Annotated in this window: 17 protein-coding genes and 1 riboswitch; of the genes, 7 read left to right on the top strand and 10 right to left on the bottom strand. The window is 57.5% G+C overall.

The window, feature by feature from the left end:
- Positions 1 to 65 precede the first annotated feature (65 nt).
- The 7 genes from ACR0LH_RS04715 to ACR0LH_RS04745 all read left to right on the top strand — a co-directional run bounded on the left by ACR0LH_RS04715 (position 66) and on the right by ACR0LH_RS04745 (position 6104).
- Positions 66 to 551, top strand: a complete 486-nt coding sequence (locus tag ACR0LH_RS04715; protein ID WP_480719847.1) for an acyloxyacyl hydrolase — start codon at positions 66 to 68, stop codon at positions 549 to 551.
- Positions 552 to 629: 78 nt separating this feature from the next.
- Complete coding sequence (gene trpA / locus ACR0LH_RS04720; protein WP_170616864.1) at positions 630 to 1421, top strand: tryptophan synthase subunit alpha; 792 nt, start codon at positions 630 to 632, stop codon at positions 1419 to 1421.
- A 159-nt stretch (positions 1422 to 1580) separates the two neighbouring features.
- Positions 1581 to 2747 carry an alpha-hydroxy acid oxidase gene (locus ACR0LH_RS04725; protein ID WP_480719848.1) on the top strand — a complete coding sequence of 389 codons (1167 nt, stop codon included), beginning with the start codon at positions 1581 to 1583 and terminating at the stop codon, positions 2745 to 2747.
- 248 nt (positions 2748 to 2995) lie between these two features.
- Positions 2996 to 3655, top strand: coding sequence for a 50S ribosomal protein L25/general stress protein Ctc (locus tag ACR0LH_RS04730; protein ID WP_170414175.1), 660 nt, complete (start codon positions 2996 to 2998; stop codon positions 3653 to 3655).
- Between the two features lie 138 nt (positions 3656 to 3793).
- Complete coding sequence (gene pth, locus ACR0LH_RS04735; RefSeq protein WP_480719849.1) at positions 3794 to 4474, top strand: aminoacyl-tRNA hydrolase; 681 nt, start codon at positions 3794 to 3796, stop codon at positions 4472 to 4474.
- A gap of 82 nt (positions 4475 to 4556) precedes the next feature.
- Entirely contained in the window at positions 4557 to 5720 is a 1164-nt protein-coding gene (locus ACR0LH_RS04740; RefSeq protein ID WP_480719850.1) for a serine hydrolase domain-containing protein, read from the top strand.
- Between the two features lie 9 nt (positions 5721 to 5729).
- Positions 5730 to 6104 carry a DUF2237 domain-containing protein gene (locus tag ACR0LH_RS04745; RefSeq protein WP_170616872.1) on the top strand — a complete coding sequence of 125 codons (375 nt, stop codon included), beginning with the start codon at positions 5730 to 5732 and terminating at the stop codon, positions 6102 to 6104.
- 102 nt (positions 6105 to 6206) lie between these two features.
- Here ACR0LH_RS04745 and trpB read toward each other — a convergent pair whose 3' ends face one another.
- The 10 genes from trpB to metK form a co-directional block, all read right to left on the bottom strand.
- Positions 6207 to 7454: a tryptophan synthase subunit beta gene (gene trpB, locus ACR0LH_RS04750; RefSeq protein ID WP_480719851.1), complete on the bottom strand. Its 1248-nt coding sequence runs from the start codon at positions 7452 to 7454 to the stop codon at positions 6207 to 6209.
- 89 nt (positions 7455 to 7543) lie between these two features.
- The gene (locus ACR0LH_RS04755; RefSeq protein WP_480719852.1) at positions 7544 to 8185 is read right to left on the bottom strand and encodes a phosphoribosylanthranilate isomerase; all 642 of its coding nucleotides are present in this window, start codon (positions 8183 to 8185) and stop codon (positions 7544 to 7546) included.
- Between the two features lie 6 nt (positions 8186 to 8191).
- A complete protein-coding gene (locus tag ACR0LH_RS04760; protein ID WP_170414577.1) occupies positions 8192 to 8542 on the bottom strand; it encodes a LapA family protein in 351 nt (116 codons plus the stop codon).
- 6 nt (positions 8543 to 8548) lie between these two features.
- Complete coding sequence (gene ihfB / locus ACR0LH_RS04765; RefSeq protein WP_037310872.1) at positions 8549 to 8833, bottom strand: integration host factor subunit beta; 285 nt, start codon at positions 8831 to 8833, stop codon at positions 8549 to 8551.
- A 270-nt stretch (positions 8834 to 9103) separates the two neighbouring features.
- On the bottom strand, positions 9104 to 10780 hold the full coding sequence (gene rpsA, locus ACR0LH_RS04770) for a 30S ribosomal protein S1 (RefSeq protein WP_170377709.1): 1677 nt from the start codon (positions 10778 to 10780) through the stop codon (positions 9104 to 9106).
- 343 nt (positions 10781 to 11123) lie between these two features.
- Complete coding sequence (locus ACR0LH_RS04775; protein ID WP_170778550.1) at positions 11124 to 12806, bottom strand: tryptophan halogenase family protein; 1683 nt, start codon at positions 12804 to 12806, stop codon at positions 11124 to 11126.
- 162 nt (positions 12807 to 12968) lie between these two features.
- The gene (locus ACR0LH_RS04780; protein ID WP_170795990.1) at positions 12969 to 13577 is read right to left on the bottom strand and encodes a cytidylate kinase; all 609 of its coding nucleotides are present in this window, start codon (positions 13575 to 13577) and stop codon (positions 12969 to 12971) included.
- Positions 13574 to 14920: a 3-phosphoshikimate 1-carboxyvinyltransferase gene (gene aroA / locus ACR0LH_RS04785; RefSeq protein ID WP_480719853.1), complete on the bottom strand. Its 1347-nt coding sequence runs from the start codon at positions 14918 to 14920 to the stop codon at positions 13574 to 13576. The genes ACR0LH_RS04780 and aroA overlap by 4 nt, the downstream gene beginning before the upstream one ends.
- Before the next feature lie 69 nt (positions 14921 to 14989).
- Positions 14990 to 15700 (bottom strand): tRNA (guanine(46)-N(7))-methyltransferase TrmB, encoded by a 711-nt coding sequence (gene trmB / locus ACR0LH_RS04790; RefSeq protein WP_480719854.1) that lies wholly within the window; start codon positions 15698 to 15700, stop codon positions 14990 to 14992.
- A gap of 127 nt (positions 15701 to 15827) precedes the next feature.
- The gene (metK, locus tag ACR0LH_RS04795; RefSeq protein WP_170697411.1) at positions 15828 to 17009 is read right to left on the bottom strand and encodes a methionine adenosyltransferase; all 1182 of its coding nucleotides are present in this window, start codon (positions 17007 to 17009) and stop codon (positions 15828 to 15830) included.
- Positions 17010 to 17014: 5 nt separating this feature from the next.
- Positions 17015 to 17063: riboswitch (SAM-SAH riboswitch) on the bottom strand.
- Positions 17064 to 17080: the final 17 nt, after the last annotated feature.

Here is a 17080-nt window from a genome sequence, read left to right on the forward strand (position 1 = left end):
TTGATTTTGTTTACCAAAGGTAACCATTCTGGACCCTATCGCGAACAGATTGATAAAGATTCCCTATGAAATCCCTTTTTGCTACTGCTGCCTTATTGCTTGCGACAACTTCAGTTCATGCGCAGTCAATTGTATTCGGTACCGGGTATGCAGATTACTCTGGCTTCGGCTCTGACAACAATGCCGTATTTTCCCTGGAATATCAGCACCCTGCCTTCCACCAAGCAACGCGCTTCGGTGCCACGTGGGGTGCTGCCCTGACCGTAGACACAGATGGCGACACTCACCTGGGCGTGGGTCTGATCGGCGTCTATTCAATCTCGGACCGTTGGTTCGGGGAACTTAGCGTAATGCCCGGATACTACAATGCCTCAAACAGCGACAACGATCTGGGAGGAGATTTTCAGATTCGCAGTCTGCTAGGAGTTGGCTACACATTGGACGGTGGCAACAAAATCTCGCTTGCGCTGACGCATATTTCCAACGCGAGCACAAACAGCTTCAATCCAGGCGTAAACTCTCTGTTCCTTCGATATCACCACGGGTTCTGACTCAAACTGACCCGTCGGGATTGATTTCCGGGCAAAGTTTCTGCACATCAGGTTCAAACCTGTTTGCAAGGACTGCTGATGACCCGTATCGACGCCAAGTTTGCCGCCCTGAAGGCTGAGAACAAGAAAGCCTTTGTCGCCTATATCATGGCCGGAGACCCAGATTTCGACACCTCGCTTGAGATCGTGAAAGGGCTACCAAGTGCTGGCGTCGATGTGATTGAACTTGGCCTACCATTCACCGACCCCATGGCAGACGGCCCCACCATTCAGGCAGCCGGGCAGCGCGCGCTGGACGGAGGCATGACACTGCAACGGACTCTGGATCTGGCTCGCGCGTTCCGCGAAACCGACGACACAACACCGATTGTCCTTATGGGCTATTACAACCCAATCTACAGCCGCGGTGTCGACACGTTTCTTGCCGATGCCAAGGCCGCTGGTATTGACGGGTTGATCGTAGTTGACCTGCCCCCTGAAGAAGACGAGGAACTGTGCTTGCCCGCGCAAGCGGCAGGTCTGAATTTTATCCGCCTTGCCACTCCGACGACCGACGACAAGCGACTGCCCCGTGTTCTGCAAAACACGTCGGGCTTTGTGTATTACGTCTCGATCACCGGCATCACTGGTTCCGCCGAAGCACAGGCGACCAATGTCGGCCCCGAGGTTGCCCGGATCAAGGCAGCGACCGACTTGCCCGTCATTGTCGGTTTCGGAATCAACACGCCTGAAAAGTCACGCGGCATAGCCTCGGTTGCGGATGGTGCCGTTGTCGGCTCTGCGATCGTTAGCCAAATCGCCAGCGGAAAACCTCTGTCCGAGATTCTGGATTTCGTGGCAGGGTTGGCTGAGGGCGCACATTCCGCCTGATCGATTTCCGGTTTTATCAATGAAATGACCGCGGCCGAACTGGATCAGCCGCGGTTTTTTACGTTTTGGCGACGCGTCAACGGACCGCATATTCTTTACGTTGCGGCACCTTGGAAAAATTGGTAAACAAAAAGAACCAATTTCAAAGGCCACAGCTCAATGCCAGTCATCACCAACATAGAAGACCTTAAACGGATCTACGAAAGACGCGTTCCGCGCATGTTCTTCGACTATGCCGAAAGCGGAAGCTGGACAGAACAGACATTCCGCGACAACAGCTCGGATTTCGAGGATATTCGCCTCCGTCAGAGAGTCGCCGTAGATATGGCCGGGCGGTCGACCGCCTCGCAAATGATCGGACAGGACGTGGCAATGCCGGTCGCGCTGGCACCCGTCGGCCTGACAGGTATGCAGCACGCCGACGGCGAAATGAAAGCAGCCAAAGCCGCCGAGGATTTCGGTGTGCCCTTCACGCTGTCAACCATGTCCATAAATTCCATCGAGGATGTAGCCGAGCACACAAGCAAACCGTTCTGGTTCCAGCTATACACCATGAAGGATCAAGATTACGTTGGACGGCTGATTCAGCGCGCGAAAGACGCGAATTGCTCGGCTCTGGTCATCACGCTGGACCTGCAGATCCTCGGCCAGAGGCACAAAGACTTGAAAAACGGTCTGTCCGCCCCGCCGAAACTTACCGCAAAAACCATAGCCAACTTGATGACGAAATGGGCATGGGGAATCGAGATGCTGCGCGCCAAACGCCGCGAATTCGGAAACATCGTTGGGCATGCAGAAGGTGTGTCAGACGCCTCGTCGCTTGGGTCATGGACGGCCGAGCAGTTCGATCCAAGCCTTGACTGGAAAAAAGTCGAGAAGTTGATGGAACAGTGGGGCGGCAAGGTCATCCTCAAGGGTATTCTGGATGCAGAAGACGCGAAAATGGCAGCCAAACTGGGTGCGGACGCGATTGTTGTCTCCAATCATGGCGGCCGCCAGCTGGATGGAGCCCTCAGCTCGATCCGCATTTTGCCTGAGATCATGGAAGCCGTCGGCAATGATGTCGAAGTTCATTTGGACAGCGGTATTCGCTCGGGTCAAGATGTCCTGAAAGCGTTGGCGATGGGGGCAAAGGGAACCTATATCGGCCGCGCGTTTGTCTATGGGCTGGGTGCCATGGGGCAAAGTGGCGTGACAACAGCACTAGAAGTCATCCACAAGGAATTGGACACCACGATGGCCCTGTGCGGAGAACGAAACGTCAGTGACCTCGGTCGCCATAATCTGCTAGTACCCGAAGATTTCGGAGGACGGTGGCAAGGCTGAAGCCCTGCGCCCCGGGGGCTCTGCCCCCGCCACCCTGCGGGTGACTCCCCCGGGATATTTTCAGCCAGATGAAGCACGGATCCCCAGCTTCATCTGGCCCCAAATATCCCGGAGCGCGAGGCAGAGCCTCGCAAAAAGCCTGTCGCTGTAAAAAGCCCTTTCCAATTCTATTGAATCAAGCTAAGGACGCGGCTTCACGCGGGCATACAGCCTTGGAGGATGTCCGCCCTAACATTGGAGAATATATCATGGCTGGTGAGATTCCTGATCTCGTAGCTCTGGAACGGACGGGGACAGGCAAGGGCGCCGCTCGTCAAGCACGTCGCGATGGCATGGTTCCGGGCATTGTATTTGGTGGTGACAAAGAGCCGCTGCCGATCCAGATTCCGTTCAACGAGCTGTTCAAGCGTCTGAAAGCGGGCCGGTTCAAGTCGACTCTGTGGAACCTGAAGGTTGATGGCCACGAAGACGTCCGCGTCATTTGCCGCGACGTTCAGCGTGACGTCGTCAAAGACCTGCCCACACACTTGGACCTGATGCGCCTGCGTCGGACCACCAAGATCGCGCTGTTCATCCCCGTTGAGTTCGTCAACGAAGAAGCAGCCCCCGGCATCAAGAAGGGCGGCGTTCTGACCGTTGTCCGTCCTGAGGTCGAACTGATGTGTACCGCCGGAGAGATCCCTGAAAAGATCACCGTTGATCTGACCGGACTGAACATCAACGACGTTGTGACTATCTCGTCGGTGGATCTGCCCAGCGGCACCAAGCCGACCATCGATCGTGACTTCGTGATCGCCAATATTTCCGCACCGACCGGCCTGTCGTCCAGCGACGATGAAGACGGTGAAGAGGGCGAAGTTGCAGCAGACGAAGTTGAAGTCGTCGGCAAGGAAGAAGCTGAAGAATAAGTCCCGGCGCAAGCATCGGGATCATGAGACGGGGCCTACTGGGCCCCGTTTTTCTTTTGAATGGACCGGGCTGGAAAACTGCCCCTATTCCGTGCCATCAACCGACTGTGGGCCAGCGCGCTAAGTAAGGACGAAAAAATGAAGCTGTTTGTCGGCTTAGGGAATCCAGGATCGAAATATGCCCGAAACCGGCACAATATCGGTTTTATGGCCGTCGACAGGATCGCTGATGATCATGGATTCGGGCCGTGGAAATCCAAGTTCCAGGCCGATATTGCCGAAGGACGACTGGGCGGTGAAAAAGTCCTGCTGATCAAACCTCAGACCTTCATGAACCGGTCGGGCCAGTCGGTTGGCGAGGCGATGCGGTTCTACAAGCTCGACTCGACCGACGTGACCGTATTTCACGACGAATTGGACCTTGCACCGGGTAAAGTTCGGGTCAAGGCGGGTGGCGGGCATGCTGGCCATAACGGGCTGCGCTCGATCCACGAACATATCAGCCCGGCCTATGACCGGGTGCGGCTGGGGATCGGCCATCCGGGGCGCAAGGAAATGGTCTCACCCTTTGTTTTGGGTGACTTTGCCAAGGCCGACGGCGATTGGCTGGACGATGTCCTTCGCGGGGTATCCGACGGTGCCGGACATCTGGCAGACGGTGAGGGCGGCAAGTTCATGAACGCCGTCGCCCTCAGAACAGCGCCTCCGCGATCATCCAAAACTCCGCAGGTGCCTCGGAAATCTACTGCCGAAGAAACCCCCTTGCCGGAAACGGATGATCGCTCGGCCATGCAAAAGCTGCTGGACAAGTTCAAATAGAACCGCCCGCGTTGCCGCAACGTATCAATTGCAGATCGGTTGCAACCGCGCTCCAATACCTAGCGACTACGGGAGGAAACGGATGAGAACTTTTTTGAAGTGGGCGCTGCGCATCGTGCTGATGCTGGTGCTGGCCGGGGTTGTTGTAGGCATTTGGAAGCGCGAAGAAATTCAGCGGCTATTGGCCGTAAACTCTTTGTTTGCCGAGGACAAGATTGTTCACAACTTCTCGCATATGGATGACGCCTTTCTGACGGTGAACCTGCCGCGCGGCGACGCGCCCACATGGGAACTGCCCTACGGGGCCGGTTTTGATTTGCCCGAGGGGACTGATCTTTGGCTTGAAGAACGCGCCGTGACCTCCTTGCTTGTGATGCAGGACGGTCAGATCAGGTTCGAGGAATACTACCTGGACACCGCTCCAGAAGATCGACGTATCTCGTGGTCAGTTGCCAAGAGCTATCTGTCTTCGCTTTTTGGCATTCTCCTGAACGAAGGCGCCATAGCGTCTCTGGACGATCCGGTCGTCAAATATGCGCCCGAACTTGAGGGGTCGGCTTATGACGGCGCTACGATCCGAAATGTCCTGAATATGGCCAGCGGCGTGACGTTCGATGAAGATTACCTTGACTACAATTCGGACATCAATCGTATGGGCCGGGTTGTCGCGCTGGGTGGTGAACTGGACGATTTCGCGGCCTCGCTGCAGGACAGCTTCGCCGCTCCTGGGGAGACATGGCAATACGTATCGATTGATACGCATGTCATCGGCATGGTGATCCGCGGCGCAACCGGCCGCAGCGTGGCCGAATTGCTGACGGAACGGATCGTGCACCCGCTGGGGCTGGAGCAGAACGGTTACTATGTGACTGACGGGGCCGGAGTTGCTTTTGTCCTGGGCGGGCTGAACTTCACCACCCGCGATTTTGCCCGATTTGGACAAGTGATCCTGCAAAATGGAGAGCATCAAGGTGAGCAATTGATCCCGGCGGAATGGATTGCAGAATCCGTCCTCCCCACCGCGCCGACAGCGGCTGGGGAAACTGGATATGGCTATCAGTGGTGGATACCGGTTGGCGCGCACGAAGGTGAGTTTCTGGCGCGGGGTGTCTATGGTCAGTATATTTACTTCGACCAGCCGCGCGGTGTTCTGATTGTGTCTACCGGGGCGGATCGCAAGTTCCGCGATCCGGGCGTGAATGAGGAGAATATCGAAATGTTCCGCAAAATCGCCCAAAGCCTGTAAGATGGCGTCATGCAGAAGCAGGACAGCATAAATGTGTTGGGGGGTGTTCTGGCCCCCTGCTCTCGCGATCCGCTGACGGGGTTTTTCAGAGACGGGGCATGCAACACTTGCCCTGAAGATCAGGGCAGCCACACCGTTTGTGCGGTCATGACAGCCGAGTTTCTGGCGTATTCTAAATATGTCGGAAATGACCTCAGCACGCCACGCCCCGAATTCAATTTCGCCGGCCTAAAGCCGGGAGACAGTTGGTGCCTGTGCGCCGGGCGGTTTCTTCAGGCGCATGACGAAGGCTGTGCGCCCTTGGTGCATCTTGAAGCAACGCATCAACGGGCCTTGGACGTGGTGCCACTGCGCGTCTTGCAGGAACACGCGGCACCGAAATAAAGGGTAAGCCCCTGATCTGTCTGACCATTTTCACGAATTCCAGACGCAAAAAACGGCGCTGCCAGATGGCGCGCCGTTCTTCATCTAAGTCAGAACAAAACGTCAGTCGGCGCTGCGCCCTTCGGTATCAGACATGTCGAAGTTCAGATATTTCGCCACGGTCTGCACGTCTTTGTCGCCACGTCCGCACATGTTCATGCAGATCAAGTGATCTTTGGGCAGTTCCGGCGCGATTTTCATCACATGGGCCAGCGCATGGCTGGGTTCGAGCGCCGGGATGATGCCTTCGGTCGCGCAGCACAGTTGGAATGCGTCCAGCGCCTCTTTATCGGTGATCGAGACATAGTTGGCGCGGCCGATGTCGTGCAGCCACGAATGTTCGGGGCCGATGCCGGGATAGTCCAGACCGGCCGAAATCGAATAACCTTCCAAAATCTGCCCGTCATCATCCTGCAGCAGATAGGTGCGGTTGCCGTGCAGCACGCCGGGGCGACCGCCGGTCAGCGACGCGCAATGTTCCATCTTTTCATTCACGCCTTTGCCACCGGCCTCAACACCAATGATGTTGACGGATTTGTCGTCGAGGAATGGGTAGAACAGGCCCATCGCGTTCGAGCCGCCGCCAATGGCCGCGATGATCGTGTCGGGCAGACGGCCTTCGGCCTTCATCATCTGCTCTTTCGCTTCCTTACCGATGATCGACTGGAAATCACGCACCATCGCCGGATAGGGGTGCGGCCCGGCCACGGTGCCGATGCAATAAAACGTGTCGCGCACATTCGTCACCCAGTCGCGCAGCGCGTCGTTCATCGCGTCCTTCAGGGTGCCGCGGCCCGAGGTCACCGGAATCACCTCGGCCCCGAGCAGGCGCATACGGAACACGTTCGGGGCCTGACGCTGCACGTCGTGGGCACCCATATAGACCACGCATTTCAGTCCGAACTTGGCGCAGACTGTGGCGGTGGCCACGCCGTGCTGCCCTGCCCCGGTCTCGGCGATGATCCGGGTCTTGCCCATGCGACGCGCCAGAATGATCTGGCCCAGCACGTTGTTGATCTTGTGTGCGCCAGTGTGGTTCAGCTCATCACGTTTCAGATAGATTTTCGCACCACCCAGATGCTCGGTCAGACGCTCCGCATAGTACAGCGGCGAAGGGCGGCCCACATAGTTTTCCCACAGATCGTCCATCTCGGCCCAGAAGGTCGGATCGTCCTTGGCCTTTTCATACTCCTCCTCCAGAGACAGGATCAATGGCATCAAGGTTTCGCTGACAAACCGTCCACCGAAGATGCCGAAACGACCCTGTTCATCGGGTCCGGACATGAAGGAATTGAAAAGATCGTTGGCCATGGGGGTCTCCATCGTCGTACCCGTTGTTCATAGGAGAGAGCGGCGGGATTTGCCATGCCAAAACGTATCGAGCGGCGCGCAGTGTGGTGCTATTGAGCGGCCTTGATGAACGCACTGATCAAGGCAGGGTCCTTGACGCCGGGTGCGCTTTCTACGCCAGAGGCCACATCGACCTGACAAGCGCCCGTCATGCGGATCGCTTCGGCAACGTTGTCCGGGTTCAGGCCACCTGCCAACATCCACGGTTTGCGCCAATACTTGCGCCCGGCCAACAGTCGCCAGTCAAAGGCCAGCCCATTCCCGCCGGGCAAGACCGCATTCTTGGGCGGCTTGGCGTCGATCAAAAGCTGATCGGCAACCTCGCTAAATTCGTCGATTGCGGTCAAATCTTCAGCGTCCGCCACCCCGATCACCTTGATCACAGGCAAACCATAACGCGCTTTGATTTCACGCACACGATCAACGCTTTCGGACCCGTGCAACTGCAACATATCGAATGGGGCAGCCTCGGTGATACTGTCTAGTTCCGCATCCGAAGCGTTCACCACCAAGGCAACCTTAGCCACGCCAACAGGAACAAACGCGGCCAATTCCGCCGCCTGTTTCGGAGAGACATATCGCGGAGATTTCGGAAAAAAATTGAACCCAAGATACCGGGCCCCAGCGTCCGCAGCAGCACGCACGTGATCAGGAGCGGTCAGGCCGCAGATTTTAACCGAAACGTCGGGCATCGCGCCTTAGCTGGCCTCATCCAGCAAAGCCAGAACTTCGTCTTTACCTTCGTTCTGCTTTTTCTTGAGTTTCTTTACTTCGCGCTCAAGCTTGCGAACTTCGCTAGTCTTGACGGTCGCGTCACGGCGGTGCTTGTGCTCGCGCAGCCACTCCCAAAGAAAACCAATCACCAAACCGGCAACCACACCGCCCAACACCACAATAAACAACGGCAGAGCAATGCTGAAGTTAAAGCCAACCAGATCGGCGAATGCCTGCGGCATAAGCGTCAATTCCACGGCTTCGCGATTGGCAAGAGAAACCGAAACCAAAACGATCCCGAGGATCGCAAGAAAAGCATATCGAAGGTAGCGCATCATGGCTTAGGCTTTACCGTTCAAACGATCCCTAAGCAACTTACCTGTCTTGAAAAATGGAACACATTTTTCCTCGACCTGCACGGTCTCGCCAGTTCTGGGGTTACGGCCCACTCGGGCATCGCGCTGTTTTACCGAGAACGCGCCAAAACCGCGCAGCTCGACTCGGTCGCCTCGTGCCATTGCATCCGTAACTTCTTCAAACACGGTATTCACGATACGCTCAACATCACGCTGATAAAGGTGCGGGTTCTCGTCGGCGATTTTCTGAATAAGTTCTGAACGGATCATGTGCGTTACCCTCCCAGGCGACCTGATAAACATGTCTATTATTCTGAACAGTATAGAAAAAAACTCAGTTCGGGGGAACGTTGACTCTGTACGCAAAGCCAGCATTTTACCTCAAACACACGCGATTTTTCACCTGTTCGCCGTAAATGCCCTACAAAGAATGAACAGCGGGTGAATAAGACCCACGATTCAGAACATATTGATTCGCAACAAAAACGGCCCCGTGCGTTCGCACGGGGCCGTAAATTCGTATTGCAGCGAGGTCAGGTATTAGTCGCCCGACTTCAGCGCTGCACCAAGGATATCGCCCAGCGATGCGCCCGAGTCGGAAGAACCGTACTGTTCCACGGCCTCTTTCTCTTCAGCGATCTCGCGTGCCTTGATCGACAGGCCCAGACGACGGGTCTTGCTGTCGACATTGGTGACGCGGACGTCGACCTTGTCGCCGGTGTTAAAGCGCTCAGGACGCTGCTCGGCGCGGTCACGCGACAGGTCCGAACGGCGGATGAAGGATTTCATGCCTTCGTATTCCACCTCGATACCGCCATCTTCGATAGCAGTCACTTCAACAGTGATGACCGAGCCACGCTTCACGCCGCCCACGGCTTCGGCGAACTTGTCACCGCCCAGGGCTTTGATCGACAGCGAGATACGCTCTTTCTCGACATCCACTTCCGAGACAACGGCCGAAACCATGTCGCCTTTGCGGTAGTTCTGGATCGCATCCTCGCCACGCTCGTCCCAGGACAGGTCCGACAGGTGGACCATGCCGTCGATGTCGCCTTCGAGACCAATGAACAGACCGAATTCGGTGATGTTCTTGACTTCGCCTTCGACCTCGGTGCCTTCGGGGTGCGTTTCTGCAAACACTTCCCACGGGTTGCGCTGAGTCTGCTTCAGGCCCAGAGACACGCGACGCTTGGCGCCGTCGATTTCCAGAACCATGACGTCGACTTCCTGGCTGGTCGAAACGATCTTGCCGGGGTGGACGTTTTTCTTGGTCCAGGACATCTCGGAGACGTGCACCAGACCTTCGACACCGGCTTCCAGCTCGACGAACGCGCCGTAGTCGGTGATGTTGGTAACGCGACCCTGATGGACCGAGCCCAGCGGGTATTTCGCAGCAACCAGATCCCACGGATCTTCCTGCAGCTGCTTCATGCCCAGGCTGATGCGGTGAGTCTCTTTGTTGATCTTGATGACCTGAACCTTGATGGTTTCGCCGATCGTCAGGATCTCGGACGGGTGGTTCACACGACGCCATGCCATGTCGGTGACGTGCAGCAGGCCGTCAACGCCGCCCAGGTCAACAAATGCACCGTATTCGGTGATGTTCTTGACGACACCCTCGACGGTCTGACCTTCGGACAGGTTGCCGATGACTTCGGCACGCTGTTCGGCACGCGATTCTTCCAGGATGGCGCGACGCGACACAACGATGTTGCCACGGCGACGGTCCATTTTCAGAATCTGGAACGGCTGCTTCAGACCCATCAGCGGGCCAGCGTCGCGCACGGGGCGAACGTCAACCTGCGAACCGGGCAGGAACGCAACTGCGCCACCCAGATCAACGGTGAAGCCACCTTTGACGCGACCAAAGATTGCACCTTCGACGCGCTGGTCGTCGGCATATGCTTTTTCCAGACGGTCCCATGCCTCTTCACGGCGGGCCATCTCGCGTGAGATGACGGCTTCGCCACGGGCGTTTTCTGCGGCGCGCAGGTAGACTTCGACCTCGTCGCCAACAGCGATTTCAGGGGCTTCGCCGGGATTTGCGAATTCTTTCAGATCAACGCGGCCTTCCATTTTGTAGCCTACGTCGATGATGGCTTGGCCGGCTTCGATTGCCAGAACCTTGCCTTTGACAACAGAACCCTCTTCGGGTGTGTCCATTTCGAAGCTTTCGTTCAGGAGGGCTTCGAATTCCTCCATGGATGCGTTAGCCATGTGGCGTTGTTTTCCTTTACATAACGTTTTTGCTGGCCGAGCGGTTGTCTCCGCCGGTCTTGTTTCATGGTGCCTTCAGGCGTGACCCGGGGCGCATCTGACTACACAAACACAAAGGGCCGAGGTAACCCGGCCCTGCTCAGATACGTCATCCGGACGTTGACCGCCCTTGTTCAGACAGCGCGCGTATAGGCTGATTTCCAACAATGTGCAAGTACAAAGCCTGACGATAAAGGCGTATTACCGCTTCATTGGGTCCGACTTGCTTACCAGCGCCGCCAAACTGTTTACCTACTCCACTGGTCTGCATAGAAATGCTTGCCGCGCCGAACGCGGCAAATTTCTAGAATAGCTGCAAATCCTTGGAGCCACTCTGGATTTCCGCAAAGTTCGGCATGTTCTGAATAGCCGCGGGTGCAGGTGCCGCTCCGGGAAGCGGCACAGTGGGTTTGGCCGCCGCCTTTCCAAAGGCCGGCTTCTCCAGCTCTCCACGTATGTCGCGCAGGAGCGTTTTGTGATCCGGCATTGATTTGAGTATCTGGGCAAGGTCCACTTTCGCGCCCTTCCACCACTGGAACCAAATCGGCTTTTTCAAAGGCCGCACCCGATCACGAATTCCAGTGCCATAGCCTGTATCGTAAACCTGTTTGCCCAACAGAACCGTCTGATAAACGCGGTGATCAAAGAGCGTGGCAAACTCGACATCATGCTGCATGGGCAGACGATGCTGCCACAACTCCAGATTCTCGGCCAGCCGATCCGGAATCTTCATCTCAGTCCGCGCGTCGATCCAATACTGGTCATCTGTACGGTTGCCCAATCGATAATGCAGACAGATGAAATCCAGAACCTCGCTGTATAGCTTGTCCATCTGCCGATTATATCTGGCTCGCAGCGCAGGCTCGATGTCGCGGGTGGGCAAATGCTCGGCAAACCAGCGCACAGCGTGGTCTATCATGTGAATCGCTGTACTCTCCAACGGTTCGATAAACCCGCCCGACAGACCGATCGCGACGCAGTTCTTGACCCAAGCGTTGCGAACACGCCCGACGCGCATCGGAATAACGCGCGGCGTCAAACCTTTGCCGCTATCACCCAGCCATTCCAGGTATTCGTCCGCCGCCTGATCATCCGTCCGATGCGCCGAGGAATAGACATAGCCAGTGCCCACACGGTTGAACAATGGCACCCTCCATGTCCAACCCGCACCCAGAGCGGTGGACCGTGTCAGGCTTTCGATCTTTTCCGGGTTCGGATGCTCGACCTGCAGCGCCATGGCGCGGTCGTTGGGCAGGTAGTCCGAATAATCCATAAACGGCTCACCCAGAGCCTGATTAATGATCAACCCACGGAATCCGGTGCAGTCCACGACCATCTCAATGTCATGACGGCCTTTACGCTCGAGCATCAGATGGCTGACATTGCCCTGCTCATCCAGCTCGACCGACTGAACTTCATCCTGAATATGTTCTACACCGCGCTTTGTGCAGACCTTGGTCAGCATCCCGGCAAATTTCACCGCGTCCAGATGATACGCATAGCCAAACCGCTGTTCAAACTCCGGAGCCCCCAACGGCCGCGCGCCTTTACACAGGCGGCCCAGATCGTCATGCGGCGAAATCGATTGCGTGAAATCCCGGTCCCCGTTGCCGAAACGCAGGAAATACTCGGCGGCCTCCAACCCTTCGAGCATCTGGCCGTGCGCAAAGGGGTTCACATAGTCAATGCGTTTGCCCTTGGCATCCTTGTTCCAGTTGCAGAATTTCACACCAAGCTTGAAAGACGCGTTGGTTTCACGGAAAAAATCCCGCTCGGAAATGCCTGCTTGACGAAGTGTAACCGGCATACGCGGCACGGTCGCCTCTCCGACACCCACCGTCGAGATATTCGGGCTTTCGATCAGGCAGATATGCGGCCGATCCTTTGGCGCAGAAGTGCGCGAAAACACCATCTCAAGGATCAGCGCGGTCATCCAACCAGCGGTACCGCCGCCCACGATAGTGATTTTTCGCAAACGATTGTTCATGAAGCTCTCCCCCTCAATATTGCAGGGGACTATACCAGCATTGCGACACCTAGCTAGACCCTATGCCCTAGTGGTTTTCAGACCAACCGGACCATGAGCCGAAGTGCAACACACTCCACAACCTATGCGCGAAATCGCAGGGGGATTGCGGATTTATCGGGCCTAAGGCAGCTTCTTTTGGATGTGTTCAACTGCCTGAGCCAGAGCATCTTCGATGCTTAGATCCGAGGTATCCAGCAACACTGCGTCGTCTGCTGGTTTCATGGGCGCGGTGCTGCGTTCAGCGTCCCGTGCATCCCGTTCGCGGACATCGGCCAGCACCTGCTCAGGCGAGACATCCGAGCCTTTGTCACGTAGCTCCAGAAAGCGGCGCTCGGCCCGAACTTCGGGGCTGGCGGTTACAAACAACTTCACATCGGCATCAGGGCAAATGACCGTCCCAATGTCGCGCCCGTCCAAAACCGCACCGCCAGCACGCCGCGCGAAGTTGCGCTGAAAGTCCACAAGGGCGGCGCGAACCTCGGGAATAACTGCAACCTTGGAGGCGGCGCGGGCGATCTCAGCCGTGCGTAAATCACCCTGCTGCAGTTCCTCAGGCGTCAAAGCCAATGCAGCGGCCACAGGCTCTGCCCCTTCCAGAGTCCGACGACCGACGGCACGGTACAAAAGCCCTGTATCCAGATGCGCGAAACCGAAATGGGCAGAGACCCCTTTCGAGATCGTACCCTTTCCCGCAGCAGCAGGGCCGTCGATCGCAACTATGAACCTCATGTACGTTCGACCTTGGCGCCCAACGCAGCCATCAATGGCTCAAAAATTGGGAAAGAGGTTGCAATCGGGCTACCGTCGTCGACAGATACCGGAGTTTTCGTGCCCATTCCCATCACCATGAAAGACATTGCAATCCGGTGATCCAAAAAGCTCTCGCAGGTGCCGCCACCGGGGACGTTGCCGATACCCAGCCCTTCGACCGACCACCAATCCTCGCCCTCGTCCACCGTCACGCCGTTTGCGCGCAGGCCACGGGCCATTGCATCAATCCGGTCGCTTTCCTTAACGCGCAGCTCCTTCACGCCGCCCATCATCGTGGTGCCGGTGGCGTTGGCTGCGACTACGGACAGCACCGGATATTCGTCAATCATCGAGGCCGCCCGTTCTGGCGGCACGTTGATGCCCTTCATGTCGGGCGAGTATTTCGCGCGCAGGTCGGCAACCGGCTCGCCGCCCTCTTCGCGTTCGTTTTCATATGTCAGGTCCGCGCCCATCTCGCGCAGCGTGGTGAACAGCCCTGCGCGGGTCGGATTCAGGCCGATGCCGGGCACCAGCACATCCGATCCCGGCGTGATCAGCGCCGCGCAGACCGGAAAGGCCGCGCTGGACGGGTCGCGCGGCACAGCAATAACCTGCGGTTTCAACTCGGGCCGACCGGTCAGAGTGATCACCCGGCCTTCATCCGTATCCTCAACGGCGATCTCAGCCCCGAACCCGGCCAGCATCCGTTCAGAATGATCGCGGGTAGCTTCTTTCTCGATCACAACGGTTTTGCCGGGTGCATTCAGACCGGCCAACAGAACGGCGGATTTCACCTGCGCTGACGGAACGGGCACCTCATAACGCACCGGCACCGGTTCAGCCGCACCTACGATAGTCATCGGCAAACGACCACCAGACCGGCCAACCGCTTGCGCGCCAAACAGCGCCAACGGGTCCGTCACTCGTGCCATTGGCCGTTTGTTCAGGCTTGCGTCGCCGGTAAATGTCGCCGAAATCGGACAGGTTGCCATCGCGCCCATGATCAGACGCACCCCGGTGCCCGAGTTGCCGCAGTCGATCACCTGATCGGGTTCGGCAAAGCCACCGACACCTACGCCATGTACAGTCCATTCGCCGTTGCCGTGATCCGTAACCTCAGCACCAAAAGCGCGCATGGCCTTGGCGGTGTCCAAAACGTCCTCGCCTTCCAGAAGGCCCGAAATCTTCGTCTCTCCCACCGCCATCGCGCCAAGGATCAGCGACCGGTGCGAGATCGACTTGTCGCCGGGCACCTCTGCCGTGCCGGTCAGCGGGCCGCAGGGATGCGAGGTCATCGGGATGGGCGTGCCGTGTCCGGACATGGGGGCTCCTGTTTTCGCTATCAGTGCCCAAGCCGATTAGCGAATTGGGGCCAGTTGGTCCAGCCGCAATCAGTTTTTGCGTCGGAAGGTCAGATAGTGTGGCGTCCGGCCTTCACGCAATGCTTTCCGTTCATAGCGTGTCGAGATCCAGTCACCCCAAGGTTCGCGCCAATCTGTTGGGCGCTCTGCCAGCCACTCAAACCCCGCGCGCGGAACCTCCTCGAGCGTTTGACGAACATAGTCAGGAATATCCGTTGCCACACGGAGGATTGAACCCGGTTTAAGCACACGCGCCAACGGTTCGAGATGTTCCTGAGTCACAAAGCGACGACGGTGGTGCCGTGTTTTAGGCCACGGGTCGGGGTACAGCAGGAACGCGCGCGAGATACTGGCCTCGGGCAGCACATCGAACAGATCACGGGCATCGCCTGGATGAACGGCAAGGTTTTCCACGCCAGCCTTGCGAATCTTTCCCAACAGCATCGCAACGCCGTTTATGTAAGGCTCTGCCCCGATAATCCCGATATCCGGGTTGTTCGCGGCCTGATGCACCAGATGTTCGCCGCCGCCAAATCCAACTTCAAGCCAGACATCCCGCCCGCCAAACAGCGCCTGCAGGTCCAACGGGTGGCGTTCGGGGTTGCTTTCCCAGTCAACCGCACCGGGGGACAACGCATCGAGGTCTTCACTCAGATACGTCTTTTGACTGGGCTTCAGGGTCTTGCCCTTGAAACGGCCATAAAAGTTCCTGCGGGGGCGTTGGGGTGTCTCGGTGCTCATGGGCGGAGCCCATACTGCGCGAAGCATGGTGTTGCAAGAGGCAGGAGTGGGGGCCAGCCCCCACACCCCCGAAGTATTTTCAAACAGAAGAAGAGCGCGCCCGTCAGGGCGCACCTTTGGATTATGGTCACACAGCCGACTTCAGGGCGTCCGCCAGATCGGTGCGTTCCCAGCTGAAACCGCCATCGGCATCGGGCTCGCGGCCAAAGTGTCCGTAAGCCGCCGTGCGCTGGTAGATCGGCTTGTTCAACTGCAGATGCTGGCGAATGCCGCGCGGGGTGAGGTCCATGACCTGCCCGACGGCCTTCTCGATCTCGGCATCCGCGATCTGGCCGGTGCCGTGGGTATCGGCGTAGATCGACAGAGGCTTGGAGACACCAATCGCATAGCTCAACTGGATGGTGCAGCGGTCTGCCATGCCAGCGGCCACCACGTTCTTGGCCAGATACCGCGCGGCGTAGGCGGCTGAGCGGTCAACTTTGGTTGGGTCTTTGCCCGAAAACGCACCGCCACCATGGGGCGCGGCGCCGCCGTAGGTATCCACGATGATCTTACGGCCCGTCAAACCCGCATCGCCGTCCGGTCCGCCGATCACGAACTTGCCGGTTGGGTTTACGTGCCATTCTGTCTCGGCCGACAGCCAGCCTTCGGGCAGGGTGTCGGTAATGTAGGGCTCAACAATCGCGCGGATATCGTCCGAGCTCAGGGACTCATCCAGATGTTGCGTGGACAAGACGATCGAGCTGACGCCCACAGGCTTGCCATCGCGGTACACCACGGAAAGTTGCGATTTCGCGTCCGGGCCCAGCGCAGGTTCCGAGCCGTTCTTGCGCACCTCGGCCAGACGGCGCAGGATCGCGTGGGAATACTGGATCGGAGCGGGCATCAACGCAGGCGTCTCAGTCGTGGCGTAGCCGAACATGATACCCTGATCACCGGCACCTTCGTCCTTGTTGTCCGAGGCGTCAACGCCCTGTGCGATATGGGCGGATTGTTCGTGCAGCAGGTTCGTCACTTCGACGGTTTCGTGGTGGAACTTGTCCTGCTCGTAACCGATATCCTTAATGCAGGCGCGCGCAATCTCGTCGATGCGGCCCATATAGTCATGCAGCTTGTCCTGATCAGACAGACCTACTTCGCCACCGATGACGACGCGGTCGGTCGTGGCAAACGTCTCGCACGCGACGCGCGCTTCGGGTTCTTCGTTCAAAAAGGCGTCTAGGACGGCATCCGAAATCCGGTCGCAGACCTTATCCGGGTGCCCTTCGGATACGGATTCCGAAGTGAAAGTGTAGTTCTGTCGGGACATGAATGTGCTCCATTAAGATTTCCCCATCACGCCAGGAAGCCGTTGTGACGGGCACCCAAGGGGATACGCCC

This window comes from Ruegeria sp. CL6 (assembly GCF_056536465.1).

What these genes read in the sequence shown, in the direction of transcription:
- ACR0LH_RS04715 (WP_480719847.1), top strand. Translation starts at nt 66, where the DNA reads ATGAAATCCCTTTTTGCTACTGCTGCCTTATTGCTTGCGACAACTTCA.
- trpA (WP_170616864.1), top strand. Translation starts at nt 630, where the DNA reads ATGACCCGTATCGACGCCAAGTTTGCCGCCCTGAAGGCTGAGAACAAG.
- ACR0LH_RS04725 (WP_480719848.1), top strand. Translation starts at nt 1,581, where the DNA reads ATGCCAGTCATCACCAACATAGAAGACCTTAAACGGATCTACGAAAGA.
- ACR0LH_RS04730 (WP_170414175.1), top strand. Translation starts at nt 2,996, where the DNA reads ATGGCTGGTGAGATTCCTGATCTCGTAGCTCTGGAACGGACGGGGACA.
- pth (WP_480719849.1), top strand. Translation starts at nt 3,794, where the DNA reads ATGAAGCTGTTTGTCGGCTTAGGGAATCCAGGATCGAAATATGCCCGA.
- ACR0LH_RS04740 (WP_480719850.1), top strand. Translation starts at nt 4,557, where the DNA reads ATGAGAACTTTTTTGAAGTGGGCGCTGCGCATCGTGCTGATGCTGGTG.
- ACR0LH_RS04745 (WP_170616872.1), top strand. Translation starts at nt 5,730, where the DNA reads ATGCAGAAGCAGGACAGCATAAATGTGTTGGGGGGTGTTCTGGCCCCC.
- trpB (WP_480719851.1), bottom strand. Translation starts at nt 7,454, where the DNA reads ATGGCCAACGATCTTTTCAATTCCTTCATGTCCGGACCCGATGAACAG.
- ACR0LH_RS04755 (WP_480719852.1), bottom strand. Translation starts at nt 8,185, where the DNA reads ATGCCCGACGTTTCGGTTAAAATCTGCGGCCTGACCGCTCCTGATCAC.
- ACR0LH_RS04760 (WP_170414577.1), bottom strand. Translation starts at nt 8,542, where the DNA reads ATGCGCTACCTTCGATATGCTTTTCTTGCGATCCTCGGGATCGTTTTG.
- ihfB (WP_037310872.1), bottom strand. Translation starts at nt 8,833, where the DNA reads ATGATCCGTTCAGAACTTATTCAGAAAATCGCCGACGAGAACCCGCAC.
- rpsA (WP_170377709.1), bottom strand. Translation starts at nt 10,780, where the DNA reads ATGGCTAACGCATCCATGGAGGAATTCGAAGCCCTCCTGAACGAAAGC.
- ACR0LH_RS04775 (WP_170778550.1), bottom strand. Translation starts at nt 12,806, where the DNA reads ATGAACAATCGTTTGCGAAAAATCACTATCGTGGGCGGCGGTACCGCT.
- ACR0LH_RS04780 (WP_170795990.1), bottom strand. Translation starts at nt 13,577, where the DNA reads ATGAGGTTCATAGTTGCGATCGACGGCCCTGCTGCTGCGGGAAAGGGT.
- aroA (WP_480719853.1), bottom strand. Translation starts at nt 14,920, where the DNA reads ATGTCCGGACACGGCACGCCCATCCCGATGACCTCGCATCCCTGCGGC.
- trmB (WP_480719854.1), bottom strand. Translation starts at nt 15,700, where the DNA reads ATGAGCACCGAGACACCCCAACGCCCCCGCAGGAACTTTTATGGCCGT.
- metK (WP_170697411.1), bottom strand. Translation starts at nt 17,009, where the DNA reads ATGTCCCGACAGAACTACACTTTCACTTCGGAATCCGTATCCGAAGGG.